General features: G+C 42.8%; 17 protein-coding genes and 1 tRNA gene. 4 read left to right on the top strand and 14 right to left on the bottom strand.

The annotated features are described in order from the left end of the window. Positions 1-61 precede the first annotated feature (61 nt). The 8 genes from HGR01_RS33985 to HGR01_RS33950 all read right to left on the bottom strand — a co-directional run bounded on the left by HGR01_RS33985 (position 62) and on the right by HGR01_RS33950 (position 5,780). Positions 62-520, bottom strand: coding sequence for a Mov34/MPN/PAD-1 family protein (locus HGR01_RS33985; protein WP_045867922.1), 459 nt, complete (start codon positions 518-520; stop codon positions 62-64). After that, the gene (locus HGR01_RS33980; RefSeq protein WP_045867923.1) at positions 520-879 is read right to left on the bottom strand and encodes a four helix bundle protein; all 360 of its coding nucleotides are present in this window, start codon (positions 877-879) and stop codon (positions 520-522) included. Before HGR01_RS33980 ends, HGR01_RS33985 begins: the two co-directional genes overlap by 1 nt. 352 nt (positions 880-1,231) lie before the next feature. Continuing rightward, the gene (locus HGR01_RS33975; protein ID WP_045867924.1) at positions 1,232-1,975 is read right to left on the bottom strand and encodes a carbonic anhydrase; all 744 of its coding nucleotides are present in this window, start codon (positions 1,973-1,975) and stop codon (positions 1,232-1,234) included. Positions 1,976-2,239: 264 nt separating this feature from the next. After that, the gene (locus tag HGR01_RS33970; protein WP_045867925.1) at positions 2,240-2,968 is read right to left on the bottom strand and encodes an ABC transporter ATP-binding protein; all 729 of its coding nucleotides are present in this window, start codon (positions 2,966-2,968) and stop codon (positions 2,240-2,242) included. Between the two features lie 116 nt (positions 2,969-3,084). Continuing rightward, entirely contained in the window at positions 3,085-3,357 is a 273-nt protein-coding gene (locus HGR01_RS33965) for a hypothetical protein (RefSeq protein WP_052335046.1), read from the bottom strand. After that, entirely contained in the window at positions 3,308-3,535 is a 228-nt protein-coding gene (locus tag HGR01_RS33960) for an indolepyruvate ferredoxin oxidoreductase subunit alpha (protein ID WP_071989336.1), read from the bottom strand. The genes HGR01_RS33965 and HGR01_RS33960 overlap by 50 nt, the downstream gene beginning before the upstream one ends. A 62-nt stretch (positions 3,536-3,597) precedes the next feature. Then, the gene (locus HGR01_RS33955; protein WP_045867926.1) at positions 3,598-4,809 is read right to left on the bottom strand and encodes an ATP phosphoribosyltransferase regulatory subunit; all 1,212 of its coding nucleotides are present in this window, start codon (positions 4,807-4,809) and stop codon (positions 3,598-3,600) included. After that, positions 4,809-5,780, bottom strand: a complete 972-nt coding sequence (locus HGR01_RS33950; RefSeq protein WP_045867927.1) for a J domain-containing protein — start codon at positions 5,778-5,780, stop codon at positions 4,809-4,811. Before HGR01_RS33950 ends, HGR01_RS33955 begins: the two co-directional genes overlap by 1 nt. A gap of 158 nt (positions 5,781-5,938) precedes the next feature. Here HGR01_RS33950 and HGR01_RS33945 point away from each other — a divergent pair, with 158 nt between their 5' ends. Beyond that, a complete protein-coding gene (locus HGR01_RS33945) occupies positions 5,939-6,187 on the top strand; it encodes a hypothetical protein (protein ID WP_071989337.1) in 249 nt (82 codons plus the stop codon). Here HGR01_RS33945 and HGR01_RS33940 read toward each other — a convergent pair. The 4 genes from HGR01_RS33940 to HGR01_RS33925 form a co-directional block, all read right to left on the bottom strand. Continuing rightward, positions 6,173-6,985 carry an inositol monophosphatase family protein gene (locus HGR01_RS33940; RefSeq protein ID WP_045867929.1) on the bottom strand — a complete coding sequence of 271 codons (813 nt, stop codon included), beginning with the start codon at positions 6,983-6,985 and terminating at the stop codon, positions 6,173-6,175. The genes HGR01_RS33945 and HGR01_RS33940 overlap by 15 nt on opposite strands. Before the next feature lie 87 nt (positions 6,986-7,072). Then, a complete protein-coding gene (locus tag HGR01_RS33935) occupies positions 7,073-7,225 on the bottom strand; it encodes a hypothetical protein (RefSeq protein WP_264264597.1) in 153 nt (50 codons plus the stop codon). 8 nt (positions 7,226-7,233) lie between these two features. Then, positions 7,234-7,779, bottom strand: a complete 546-nt coding sequence (locus HGR01_RS33930; RefSeq protein ID WP_045868834.1) for a thermonuclease family protein — start codon at positions 7,777-7,779, stop codon at positions 7,234-7,236. Between the two features lie 113 nt (positions 7,780-7,892). Further along, positions 7,893-8,261 (bottom strand): 2Fe-2S iron-sulfur cluster-binding protein, encoded by a 369-nt coding sequence (locus tag HGR01_RS33925; RefSeq protein WP_045867930.1) that lies wholly within the window; start codon positions 8,259-8,261, stop codon positions 7,893-7,895. A gap of 94 nt (positions 8,262-8,355) precedes the next feature. On the opposite strand from HGR01_RS33925, the gene HGR01_RS33920 reads away from it, so the two are divergent. The 3 genes from HGR01_RS33920 to HGR01_RS33905 all read left to right on the top strand — a co-directional run bounded on the left by HGR01_RS33920 (position 8,356) and on the right by HGR01_RS33905 (position 11,570). After that, positions 8,356-8,442: transfer RNA gene (locus tag HGR01_RS33920), tRNA-Ser, on the top strand. Between the two features lie 355 nt (positions 8,443-8,797). Then, positions 8,798-10,447: a caspase, EACC1-associated type gene (locus HGR01_RS42015; RefSeq protein WP_045867931.1), complete on the top strand. Its 1,650-nt coding sequence runs from the start codon at positions 8,798-8,800 to the stop codon at positions 10,445-10,447. 727 nt (positions 10,448-11,174) lie between these two features. Further along, on the top strand, positions 11,175-11,570 hold the full coding sequence (locus HGR01_RS33905; RefSeq protein WP_045867932.1) for a hypothetical protein: 396 nt from the start codon (positions 11,175-11,177) through the stop codon (positions 11,568-11,570). A 695-nt stretch (positions 11,571-12,265) separates the two neighbouring features. Here HGR01_RS33905 and HGR01_RS33900 read toward each other — a convergent pair. Together HGR01_RS33900 and HGR01_RS33895 are read right to left on the bottom strand one after the other, a co-directional pair. After that, the gene (locus tag HGR01_RS33900; protein WP_081583922.1) at positions 12,266-12,832 is read right to left on the bottom strand and encodes a thermonuclease family protein; all 567 of its coding nucleotides are present in this window, start codon (positions 12,830-12,832) and stop codon (positions 12,266-12,268) included. Between the two features lie 285 nt (positions 12,833-13,117). After that, the gene (locus HGR01_RS33895) at positions 13,118-13,309 is read right to left on the bottom strand and encodes a hypothetical protein (RefSeq protein ID WP_045867934.1); all 192 of its coding nucleotides are present in this window, start codon (positions 13,307-13,309) and stop codon (positions 13,118-13,120) included. Positions 13,310-13,718: the final 409 nt, after the last annotated feature.

Genomic DNA, 13,718 nt, shown 5'->3' with positions numbered 1-13,718 from the left:
TTTCAAGTGGAGGGCGGATTATTTATCGTAGCGAAAAATGATATCCGTATTGATCGGTTGTTTAAATTATGTTGTTAATCGCTTCGGGTTGGAATTGATGGCTTTCATCTAGACTCCAGCTTTGGAGTGTTTCAGCTTTACCTTTTTGAACGGAAACTATTATATACGAGTATTCAGGCCAAGCATAGAGGCGATCGCACTCCGAAGGAATCGCTGGTGCATCGGGGTGGGAATGGTAAATACCGATAATATTGAGAGAGCGATCGCGTGCTTCTCTTTGTGCTTGTAACATAACTTGGGGTGCGATCGCATATCGTCGCCTTTCGGTTTCGGTGGTGCGATCATCTGAAAAATTTGCTGCTTCTGTATTCCAAGCATTTTCTGTAGGCATAATTTCGACTACAGTTTTGCCCTCAAGGGTGACATGACCCAAAATTATACCGCAGCATTCATCTGGGTAAGTGCTTTGGGCATGGGTGCGGATAATTTGTAAATGTTCGGGGAGGAGTTGGAGAACCATTAAAAATTCCGACTCAGTTTGTCAATCTTATTTGTCAGTAATTCCTTCACTTCCACAACATCACTCACCACGCGATCGTAACTAGAACTTTGCAGCAGTTCCAACTCATAGCAAAGCAACAGGTAATATTCCACCTCAATTGCTGCATCCTTCGCCAATTGCAAAAAATCCAGTTGTGCTTCTCGATCATCGCGATCGCATCCTTGAGCAATTTTAATCGGAATAGCCGCAGCAGCTAAACGTATTTGTTGCGTTAAGCCCAATAATTCATCATCCGGGAAATCCCCAGTCACCTGATAAACTGCAACTATCAGTTCATGAGCTTTTTCCCACTCTGGAATATTTCTAAATTCTGTCATTTAGCAATCCTCAATCATTGCTCTGAGCCATATATTATAAAGAGATGTTGCATTGCAACATCTCTACACAGCCAAAATAGTAACTGAAATATTTCTACTTTTGTACCCAATAGAAGATTTTATCGAGTTTTTCTTCTAATTCGGTCATGCTCAAAGATGAGCTAGAGGTGATGTCAATACGATGCGGTTAATAATTTTTCGCCGTGATTTTGGGTTGGTGGAGACGCGATAAATCGCGTCTCTACAAAATTTCAACGTCTTGTAGGGGCAATGGCACTGCCTTGCCCTCTAAAATATATTGACGTGTCGCAAACATTATTTGACTTGGGATTAATTTTGACTGCTAGCAGTACTAGCCCTTCGTGATGCTCACTTCCCCTGTAGCCAAATCGTAACGACCGCCAACAATTTTTAATTTACCTTCTTTAATTAAATTGCCTAAAATTGTTGACTTCTTGGCTAAATTATCTGCTTGATATTGAATATTAGCAACAATAGTATTTTTTTCTAAACTGCCAGATTTATTTTTTGCTATTTCTACAGCAGGTTTAATTTCTTCTACAAAAACACCAATTCTTCCCGGTAGTGGTTTACCTTCAATCGCAGCTTTTACCGCACCACATTTACTATGACCAAGAACTAAAATTAATTGCGCGCCTAATATCGATGTAGCATATTCCAAGCTACCAATAGCCTCTGGCGAAGCTACATTACCAGCTACACGCACTACAAATAAATCACCTAATCCTTGATCGAAAACAATTTCTGCTGGTACTCGAGAATCAGCACAACCTAATATTGCTGCAAATGGATATTGAGCTGCAACAGTTTCTTGTAAACGCAATTTCGATTGATGTGGATTTAGACGCTTTTCTTCGACAAATCTTTGATTTCCCTCAAGCAAAATTTTTAATGCTGCTTGTGGATTAACTGGTTGCGGTTTTTCACCAACATCATTTGAGGCTTGATCCGCTAAAGAAGGCTCTTTATTCCACAGAATACCACCAGCGCCAATCAAAGCCCCAATGCCAATGCTACCGACACCGGCTAAATGTATAAAATTCCGACGACCAATAAATCCATTAATTCTAGCCATTCCTCTACCTGACAACCGTTTCGTGGTTGCCTGGAAGATATCAGACTTTAAGGGGATGCAAGAGTACTCGCTTACACGGTTTAAAAGTTATTTAATTTTTGGGCATGGGGCATGGGGCATGGGGCATTGGGCATTGGGCATGGGGCATTGGGCATTGGGCATGAGTAATGAGTAATGAGTAATGAGTAATGGCTATTCTCCCCTGCACCCCTGCTTCCTCTGCTTTCCCAGTCCCCAGTCCCCAGTCCCTAATCCCCTCATCCCCTAATGCCCCTTCCCCGCACCTAGATACAGTTCTGCCACCTTCGGGTCGTTCAATAAATCTCGACCGGGGCCGGAGATGGCATCACGTCCAGATTCTAGTACGTAACCACGGTCAGCCATTTCTAAGGCTTTACGGGCGTTTTGTTCTACTAGGACAATGGCTGTGCCACTCTGGTTAATTTCCTTGATTTGGTCAAATACTTGTGTAACTAGGATGGGGGATAAAGCCGCAGAGGGTTCATCTAACAGCAGCAAGCTGGGTTCCAGCATCAAAGCTTTACCCATTGCCAACATCTGCCGTTCTCCACCGGAAAGCGTACCTGCACGTTGACGACGGCGATCGCTTAATCTGGGAAACATGGTAAATATTTTATCTTTGAGGGGCTTGAGGGGAATATTCCGCACAAAAGCCCCCATCTCTAAATTCTCTTCAATACTCAACGACGGAAAAACATTGGCGATTTGCGGTACATAGCACATTCCCCGTTGCACTATTTGATTTGACTTGAGTCCGCCAATATTTTCACCTTTAAAGGTAATCGTGCCTGTATGGGGAGTTAAGAGTCCAAAAATTGTTTTCGCCAAGGTGGATTTACCCGCACCGTTGGGGCCAATCACTGTTACCAATTCCCCCGCTGCAACTCGAAAATTCACACCTTGCAGGATATCTACATCTTTAATATATCCAGCATGAACATTTTGAACTTCTAGTAAATAGTCATTTGTCATTTGTCATTTGGCATTTGTCATTTGTCATTTGTCATTTGTCATTTGGCATGGGGCATGGGGCATTGGGCATTGGGTAATGAGTAATGAGTCATGAGTAATAAGTAATGAGTAATGACTCATGACTCATGAGTAATAAGTAATGAGTAATGAGTAATGAGTAATGGGTAATTGGTAATTTCTCCCTCATCTCCCTCATCTCCCTCATCTCCCTCATTTCCCTCATCTCCCTCATCTCCCTCATCTCCCTCATCTCCCTCATCTCCCTCATCTCCCTCATCCCCCTCATCTCCCTCATCCCCCTCATCTCCCCCTGCTCCCTGCTCCCTGCCCCCCTGCCTCTTATTCTGGAGTCTTCTGCAAATCGGGGCGTTCTTCGGGAACGATCGCACCTTCTACTGGGCATACTTGGAGACAGATGCCACAATCAATGCAGGTGGCGAAGTCTATCCAGTACCAATCGGTGCCTTTGACGTTTTTTCCTGGGCCGTCATGAATGCAAGCTACTGGACAAGCATCTACGCAGTCAGCGATGCCCTCACAGACATCGGTAACAATTGTGTGTGGCATTTTCTTGATTCCCTCTCTTGAAAGTCAGCTTTTCTAGCCTAGCAATTAGATATATTTCCTAGCTAAGACAATGATTCTATGGTTGGTGAACCATCAGCTTTAATCCAGGCGATTTGAGCAATTCCGCGATCGCGTGCGTATTTTCTGATGGCTTCGCTATCTCTGCCCCCTAAATCAATTTCTACTCGCACTATCTCGCTAGAATCCCGGAGCTTTTGGGCGTAGGCAAAGGCAGCAGCATCAGCATTAGCTGTCTCTGGTACGATTAACCAATCGCTAGTTGGGGGTGCTTGCGGTAATTGCTGAGTAGATTGGATTATTTGGTATAAATCTTCGATATTGAGGGCAAAGCCTACCCCCGGAATATCTTCACCTTGGGGATGATATAGCCCTAAAAGCTTGTCGTAGCGACCACCCCGCCCTAATACCTGGACTTGTCCAGCAGTATCGCTGACTACTTCAAAGACGATACCGGTGTAATAGTCGATGGTTTCAATCAAGCTGAGGTCGAGAATTAAAGGATAATCTCCCTGCGATTCCAGCAAATCTACTAAAGACGCGAGGTTATTCACCGCTTCTTGTTGAGCCTGATCTAAATCTAAAGTCTGGACTTTTCGCAAAACTTCGGAACTTTTACCGCGCAGATCTAAGATGAGTTTGGCGCGATCGCGGAGTGCTTCACTTAGGGGTAAATTCTCGATGGCAATGCGATCTAAATTAGCGATCGCACTACGAACTTTACCCTGTAGGTGAGACGGGAATACACTCAACAGCGATCGGGTAATTCCCGCTTCACCTAAAATTAAATACCATCGCTGCACCGAAAGCGCTGCTAAACAATCTGCAACTAACAACAATACTTCCGCATTTGCTAGCAATCCACCAGCACCGAGCAACTCAACCCCAGCTTGATAAAACTCTTGCTGACGATTATGCCGATTTTCCCAGATGCGGCGGAAGACATTGGCATTGTAATACAGCCTTTGCGGATAAGTTACACCTGCCATGCGCGTGACAACAGTGCGCGCGATCGAAGCTGTCAATTCTGGACGCAGCCCTAATTCTTCATCTTCCGAATTTTGCAGTTGAATTACCGTTTGGCGCTGAATTGCTTCCCCCGCCATTAGGGTATCCATCCGTTCCAAAGTTGAGGTAATAATCCTGTGATATCCCCAACGATGAAATACTTGCTGTAACCTATCTTCAATCCAGCGTTTTTGCGCCACATCTAAAGGTAATAAATCTCTAGCTCCCGCTGCTGGTTGATACACCATTACTTTTTCTTCCCACCAAACAAACCACCAAACAAACCGCCACCTCCCGACTTATCTGGTTGTTTACCAGTCGAATTAGGAGGTGTAGTTACTTTACCACCACCAGATTGTTGACTTAAAGCCTTCTCTATTTTTGGTTTCCAAGACAAAGCTGTTTGGTCATTGGGGTCTAATTTTAAAGTATTATCAAAATGAATCTTTGCCATTTTGAGCCGATTTTGCTTCAAATACACCAATCCTATCAGGCTATGGCATCTACTATTCTTCGGTTCTAATTTCAGCGCATCTTGCAACTCCACCTGAGCTTGCGAAAATTGGTTTTTGTCAATTAAAGATTGTGCGCGACGCAAATAATGTTCCACCACTGAAGATTCTGGTGCTGGTGCTGGTGCTGGCGGAGGTGCTGTTGTATTCGTAGCAGGATTGGGCGGAGGTGGAGCTGAGTTCATTGTGGATTGCATCTGCGGGGTAGGCGTTGCCAATGATTTACCCGCAGTCCGCATTAAGTAAACTAAATTCAGCTCGCTAATTTGGGCAATTACTTGCGGTACATGCTGTAAGTTCTCATATTGAGTTTCGGCAATTTTGGCGATCGCGCTTTTGTACAGTGAATCTATGGTTGATTCGGGCGCAGTTGCTAACTTTTTCCCTATCTCAGTATGTAATTCTACCGAAGTAAACTCTTGTACTAATCGCTTACCCATGTGAGACAGGATAATCATGTATTCTGAGCGACTTCTTTCTACCGTAATTTTTTCGTAAGCTGGGTTAACCAACTTAGATAAAAATTCACTGGATAAATGCTTATCCGTAGGACTCACATTATTATTAGCATCAGGATGCAAACGCCGAGCAATCGAGAGATAGCGCTTGCGGATCTCTTTCACATCAGCATCAATAGGAACACACAAAACTGCATGATGATCGATGAAATCATATTTAAAAAGACCACGATCTATTCTTAATGACATAAATAGATATGCACCAACGTTAGCAAAATAATGCTTCTAGTTTACTTCGCTATCCTATAGATCGTTCAGTAGTTAAGGGTTAAAAGTCATACATTGGAGATTGGGGATTGGGGATTGGGGAACTCGGGGCCCCCTCTGGGGATAAGGGGTAATGGGGATTGGGGACTGGGGATGAGGGAGATGAGGGAGCAGAGGGAGCAGAGGGAGATGAGGGAGATGAGGGAGCAGAGGGAGCAGAGGGAGCAGAGGGAGCAGGAGTGCAGGGGAGAATAGCCATTACTCATTACTCATTACTCATTACTCATTACCCAATGCCCCATGCCCCATGCCCCATGCCCAATGCCCCATGCCCCATGCCCCATACCCAATGCCCAATGCCCCATGCCCCATTCTCATTTCCAACTTGATAACGGTGGGGTGTTCATTAATTCGTGGCTGAGGGTGTCGTGGAGGTAGCCATTAGTAGCGAGGATTCTTCCCGTTTCGATTTTAAAAGCAGTGCGATCGTAGGCTGTGACTTTGCCGCCAGCTTCTAGAAGGAGGATAATACCCGCAGCCATATCCCAAGGGGAAAGTCCCCTTTCCCAGTAGCCATCAAATCGCCCACAGGCTACATAAGCTAAATCCATTGCGGCGGAACCGCTACGCCTGACACCTTGAGTTAAATGGGTGAGGTGACAAAATTCTGCATAATTATTATCAGAGGTTTCTCTGCGATCGTAGGCAAAGCCAGTGACTAGCAAACTTTTCCTCAATTCAGAACTATCGGAAACCTTGATCGGGCGGCGATTGCGTGTAGCACCCAAACCAGCAGCAGCCCGAAATAGCTCATTACTAGCAGGATTATAAATTACACCTACTTGGGGAACGCCATTAATTAGCAACCCAATAGAAACAGCAAAACAAGGATATTGGTGAGCATAGTTTGTTGTGCCATCTAAAGGATCAATTGCCCAAAGATATTCACTATCTTGATTGCCTAATTTCCCAGATTCCTCAGCCAAAATCGAATGCTGGGGAAAATGGCGACGCAAAACCTCCAAAACTACCACTTCCGAAGCCTTATCAGCGGCGGTAACTAAATCACCAGGACGGCCTTTTTCTGTAATTGCATCTTCTAACTTCCCCCAATAGCCTTGCAAAACCTCACCAGCAGCCAAAGCCGCTTCTGTAGCTATATCTAGAAATATTTGTAGGTTTGTCATTTGTTATTAGTCATTTGTCATTTGTCATTGGGCATTGGGCATTGGGCATGGGGCATTGGGCATGGGGTAATGAGTAATGAGTAATGGCTATTCTCCCCTGCACTCCTGCTCCCTCATCTCCCTCATCTCCCTCATCTCCCTCATCTCCCTCATCTCCCTCATCTCCCTCATCCCCAGTCCCCAGTCCCCAGTCCCCAATCCCCAGTCCCCAATCCCCAATCCCCAGTCCCCAATCCCCAATCCCCCACTCACCGATACTGCCGCCGAAACTCTGCGGGAGTCAGGCGCATGGGTTTTTCTGGTTGCCAAATGCCTTGCCCCATGATTCTTGCCCATTGTTGGGCACGTTCTAAACGCTGGTCGTATTTATGATTAGGCGATCGCGGTACAAATAATGCATAGCCTTTTTTGACTATTTCTTCGTTTAACAACAATTTATCTTTCCATACATAGGCTACAGTCCGACCAATTTTATCTTTGTCTTCAATGTCCAACTCTAGGGTGACGATTTGTTCTGCGCCTCCAATCATTTTCTCTAATTCGTCTTTAGCATCATCACCCCAAGGGCGCTGGCGGAGATCTGGTGCTTCAATACCAATTAATCGCACCGGGGAAATTAAGTTTGGTTGTTCAGCCATGCCTAAAACTTCCAAACTTTGCCCACTCACCACCCGCGCCACTTTTACCTGTGCTTGATTAGCGGTAGGCTGGCTTTTGCCTTGACAACTCACTAGCAGTAATAGGCAAGCCAAAATTAATATTTTTCGCACTAATACGCCAAAATGCGCTGCCATAGCCTGAATTTGTACCTTCACACCGTTATATCTACCCTGCCGACAGCTACTAATCAATAGCCAGGATTGCCAAGATTGCATCTCGTGATTTTGAATTGTGTATTTTCAATTGTTTAATCTTCATCCAACGGTAAACCCGCCCTCACTTTACCCCGTGCAAAAAAGCGTCCAAACTGAAGTTCATAAACTTCATCTTCGTCTTGGGTTTCCACTTCTATATCCGAACGGGGATAACTCACACATAATAAGGCATATCCCTTGCGCCGCAACTCTGGCGATAGTCCAATTGCCTCTGGCTGGTAAATTTCTCCCGAAAGTACCCGCACAGCACAAGTAGTACAAGCACCATTGCGGCAAGAAAACGGCAATTCTGTTCCTTGTTGTTCAGCGCTGTGCAAAATGTAGCGGTCTTCCGGCACTTGTATGGTGTATTCCTTGCCAGTATTGCGATCGCGAACTCTAATCTTGTATGTTTGGGACATGATGATTGGGAACTTTTGATTTTTTCTCAAATATCTTCTTAATTATCTTTGCATTTTTTGCGATTTCACCTTAGAATTGTAAATCGTGGCACCTGGAGAGGTGGCCGAGTGGTTGAAGGCGCAGCACTGGAAATGCTGTTATGCGGCAACGTATACGAGGGTTCGAATCCCTCCCTCTCCGTTTAAAAGCTAAATTGCAAGAGCGATCGCCCCTTTAATTTAAACAGCGTGGGGCAAAATGTCACTTACTCTTTAGCAGGATTTAGATCCCCGACTTTTTGAAAAAGTCGGGGATCTGTGCAGCAGTAAGTGCTGGCGTAGGGTGTGTTGTCGCGCAGCGCAACGCACCACCAACAATTCAGAAGTTGCGAAAAGGCGGAAAAGGGGAAAGGTTTTCTCTTTTACCCTTCCCCTTTAACCTTTTCCCTTTCCCCACCTCTTGCAAGAGGTTTAATGCACGGAATCCCTCAGCTTTATCCTGTATAAAATATAGAATTAGGGAAAATTCTGTATTTCAACGGAACTAAGCAAGCAAAATGGCGAAATATGCATTGCTAATTGGTGCTAGTGAATATGAGTCTCCGAAGATAAATAATTTATCTGGAGTAGTCAAAGATATTGAAGCAATGCAGCGTGTTTTGGAGAATTTAGAGATAGGCGGCTTTAAGGAAGTCAAAGTTTTGCCTAATCCTGATTCTGATACTATGCGCTCAGAAATTGAGCAGTTATTCATGGAAAAATGCCAAAAAGATGACGTAGTACTGCTCTATTTTTCTGGACATGGCTACAGACATGAAGACGGAAATTTATTTTTTGTCAGCCGCAATACTCAAATTAATCCCCAGGGTTTAGTTAGAATTGGTACAGCAGTAGATGCTAAGTTCATCCATCAAAATTACATGAGTCGCAGCAAATCGAAGCGACAAGTATTAATTCTTGACTGTTGTTTTAGCGGTGCTTTTGCTGAGGGGATGAGTGCAAAAGAAATTTCCAATCTCAGCATTAAAAATGAAATTGTTGAGCAATTAGGTGGTGAAGGTAGAGCTGTGTTAACCTCTTCCACAGCTACACAAAAATCCTTTGAAGATTCGGGAGGCGCAGTTTACACCCGCTATTTAATTGAGGGAATTGAAACAGGCGCAGCTGATAATGATAACGATGGTTTTGTGACTGTAGCTGAACTGCATGAATATGCCAAGCGCAAGGTGCTGGAAGCCAAGCCAGCGATGAAACCAGAAATATTTGCAGTCAAAGAAGGTTATACAATTCGCCTAGCTAAAGCACCAGTAGGCGATTCGCAATTAGAGTATCGCAAAGAAGTTGAGCAACGTATTAGAAATGGTCGCGTTTCGGTTGTAGGACGCAAAGTTTTAGTTCGTAGACAAACTGAGTTGGGGTTAAATTCGGAAGTAGCAGCAGCGATAGAAGAAGAAGTTCTCAAACCATTCCGTGAGTTAGAAGAAAGCTTGCAGGAATACGAACAAAGCCTGACTGAGGCTTTAGAAGAAGAACCGATTCTTAGTGATGGAACTCTTGATGATTTACGGCGATTACAGCAAATTCTTAAACTTCGAGATGAGGATATTGCAGCTATACATAATCGCTTGATTCCTCAGCAGTCAATTTCGGCAAGTAAAATTATTTCCCCGCAACCAATTTCAACAATTGATACTAAAGAACCGACAGCGAAACAAGACGATGATCTTAGTACAGAAAAAGGCGTAGACTATACCAGGCTGCGCGACTTGCTAGCAGCAGAGAACTGGAAAGATGCTGATATGGAAACATATTTAGTAATGGTTCAGGCTATAGGTCAGAATAATGGTCATTACTTTAATACAGAAGAATTATTAAACTTTCCTTGTACTGACCTCCGCACGATTGATCGCCTATGGACAAAATATAGCAATGGACGATTTGGCTTTAGCGTTCAGAAAGAAATTTACTTGAGTGTTGGTGGTAAGCCAGATGGTAAATATGACGAGGAAGCCTGGAAACAATTTGGCGATCGCGTAGGATGGAGAGTGGAAAGCAACTGGATTGATTACGATAAAGTTATTTTTGATACCTCAGTACCAGAGGGATATCTCCCTATTTTATGTAGGCGTTCGTTCGTTGCCATTTTTGGAAATGTGTCGTGGTCGTTTGTAGTTCTCTTCACGCGTATCGAGGCTTGTAAAGTTTAACACCTAAGGCTTTGAGAAATTTCTAAATATTTATTAAAAGTCCCTAATACACGATAAAATCGACATTTCATAAATTCGTTACCTGGCACTGTGGGGGTATAAAAGTTCGCCTGAATAAATATTTTTGCTACCTTATGCACCTCAGTATCTTCAGCGAAGATGAATTACTTGGTAGGGCACGGCACCGATAAGATATGTGTATCTCCGAAAGTCTGTGGATGCCGTGCCCCTACGATAGATGTGGTTCAAATATGCGACAACTATTGTAAAGTGCGATCGCCCCAGCTTGAACGAAATGCGATCGCCAATCAACTTTAGTCATCAACCTTGACCATTAAGCCTTAAGGTTACAACATTAACCCTTAAACCTTGACCATTAAGCCTTAAAGTTACAACATTAACCCTTAAACCTCGACCATTAAGCCTTAAAGTTACAACATTAACCCTTAAACCTCGACCATTAAGGCTTATTGTTGAAGCGATCGCACTTAACTCTACATGAAAGTGCAGAGGTTGAGCCTGTGGTAGGCATCACCTAAGCTGTCATCATCACATATTCCTGAAACCTAAACAGATTATTTCTCTGAAAATCAGCCCTGTGTGATTAAATTCAGAATAATCACTGGTATAAATCAAAAATTATCTGAAAAATTTGCGATTTTTGCTGAACCGGAACATAGCTTAATTGAGCCAAACTAGCTTTTGAGAGCTAGTGAAGGAGTAAAATATGGCTCGTAAGCAACGTACATCCCGGATTTTAGAAAAAGCTCAATTTAGAGTCACCAGGATGAAAGCTATTGATCCCAATATAACTTTTGATGATAACTGCAACTTGCAAAACCTAACTCAATTAATGCAGCAATTTCAAACGATGCTGAATGAATATAACGATGCGATAGCTTTAATTGACTCTTCTAGAACCAAGCTAGACGAGATAGAAAAAAGCTTAAGCCTGATTTCAGATAAAATGCTGGTGGGAGTTGGTTTTAAATACGGCAAAGACAGTAGTGAATATGAATTTGCAGGTGGGGTTAAAGAAAGCGATCGTATCCGCAAAAGCCGATTAACCCGCTTAAAAAATAGTGCAGAAAAAAACGCAAATGATAATGTAGTAACTGCCTAATCTAGCTACAGGTAATTTATCAGCTAAACCACATCTATTTTGCATCTCTAGAATATCGGTAAATACAGCAGATTGCAAGTTGCTGAGGTACAGATAATTGTCAGGGCATGGCACTGCCATGCCCTTACGAATAATTGTGCTAATTATGATATTAATTACAAAAATAATTGTCATATATAATTTAGTTCATAGGACTTATACTATTTTGAAAAAAGAACGCAACAGATGGGTAGGTAGGGGCACGGCATCCACAATCTTTTGGCATATCAAATATCTTATTGGTGCCGTGCCCCTACAAAGAATTTATCTGTCGCAAACATAATTTGAATTGGTATTACGCAAAAGTTACGTAATTACGTCATTACGAGCGCAGCGACGTAATCGCCTGAGATTCTGGGATTGCTTCCCTAAACTTCATTCCGGTCGCAATGACAAATTTTGCTTGCGTAATTCCTGGTTCAATAAAGTGTATGATGCCGGAGGCTAACGCACTTTTTTAAATCCTTAATGGTGCACTGCACGACAACAAACCCCTGTATATTAATTTCTTAATTCAATACTTGTCGGTTAAAGGCAAAAGGGTAAAGGAAAAAAGTTTTTTCTTGCCCCTTTTCCCCTTACCCTTTCACCTTTTCCCAAAACCAAATTAAGAGTTAAAAATCCTTAACAGATCAGTATTGTTTCTTAATTACGAATTACAGCTTACTTAAACTCCGATATTCCCAAGGATTAACAAACTTAGCATCACCCCAAATCCCACGCTTTTGTTGCTGCGCTTCCGCTTCGGCTTGCTGCACTAAATCTTTACTGGGACACTTATTTAAATAAGGACGATAAACCTTCGCCAATCCTTCCCGCAGTAAAACTTGTTGCACAAACGTACCATCTTTTAAGCGTACTTCCGCCACTTTTCTGCCATAGCGATCGCTATCGGTAATATTCAAAGTTACGCGATCGCCTCCTTGCTTAACCAACTGCTGTAAGCGTTCCTGTGCTTTCGCACCCCAGGTAAATTGATTGCGATCGCTAGCGCGTTTACTTTGCTTTTCCTTGTTGGTATGTGGTACTTCTGGCGCATCCATGCAGGCAAAGCGGACGCTGAATTTGTTACCATTAGGGTCTTTCACAGTTAGGGTATCACCATCACTGATACGCTCAACAGCATCCCCAGAAGCAGGGAAAAGGCGATCGCATCCCATCAAACCTAAAATAATAATTCCTGCACACAGCCAAATTAGTGCTTGTTTATTTAACTTCCGCATTGTCATGCACCAAATTACCTTTGGAGGATGATACTAGCACTGCTACAAGGAAGTCAAAACCTGTAGAGACGTGATTCATCGCGTCTCTATTCAAAGGTTAACAGAACTTTTCACCCTTACCTTTCCCCATTCGTGACTATTTTTGCACAAACTAAAACCCCCGAAACCATTGTGTGGACGGGGGTTTATGTTTGATAATTGCACCTTGAATAAATCCTTATTTAGCTAAGAATCAAGTTGTTTTTAGGTAACAGAACACCTTATTTATTAAGGGTTAGTAAGGCATTAAATGCTACCCAGGACTATAAAACCAGTACAACCACCGCCAGTACCGCCAGGTGGTGGTGGTTGTAAAGGAGTTCCCCAGCCACCTACTACTATTTCCAGTTCTGAATCGCTTAATTCAGTAAACTGTGATATCTGCATAATTTTGTGATCTTTTTGATGCTTGCTAGAGTTATGTTTTTTGGTTTTCATTTTCCGGATTTCTCCTTAATTTACAAATAATGTAGTTATAAAATTAACTCTTACTAAGGAAGATTGGAAAGTACTCTTTAAAGTATTTTTAGAAACTTCATGCAGAAAAAATATGTTTTAAAGATGTCAAAATTCAATAGTAATTCTACTGAAAAATATTATAAAGAATCATAAATTATCCAGGTGTGAGGGACTAACTTTAAAATGGGCATAGGTCATGGGAAAGAAAGACTTGCATTTATGGTGATGAAATTCTTTTAATTGCGTCGACTTTCTCTGCTCTCCCTGCTTGCTAAAGCGATGGATGATTTTTTTAATTGCAAGTTCCTTAACTAAGGTATTGCGTTGCGAAATTATCTGATAATGAACTTTGAGCAACCTTGTTGGCAGGGAATCAGGAAATCTACAG

It is taken from the genome of Tolypothrix sp. PCC 7712 (assembly GCF_025860405.1).
Classification (GTDB): Bacteria; Cyanobacteriota; Cyanobacteriia; order Cyanobacteriales; family Nostocaceae; genus Aulosira; species Aulosira diplosiphon.
The sequence above is the reverse complement of the archived record's forward strand: the minus strand, read 5'-3'. Positions and strand labels throughout refer to the sequence as shown.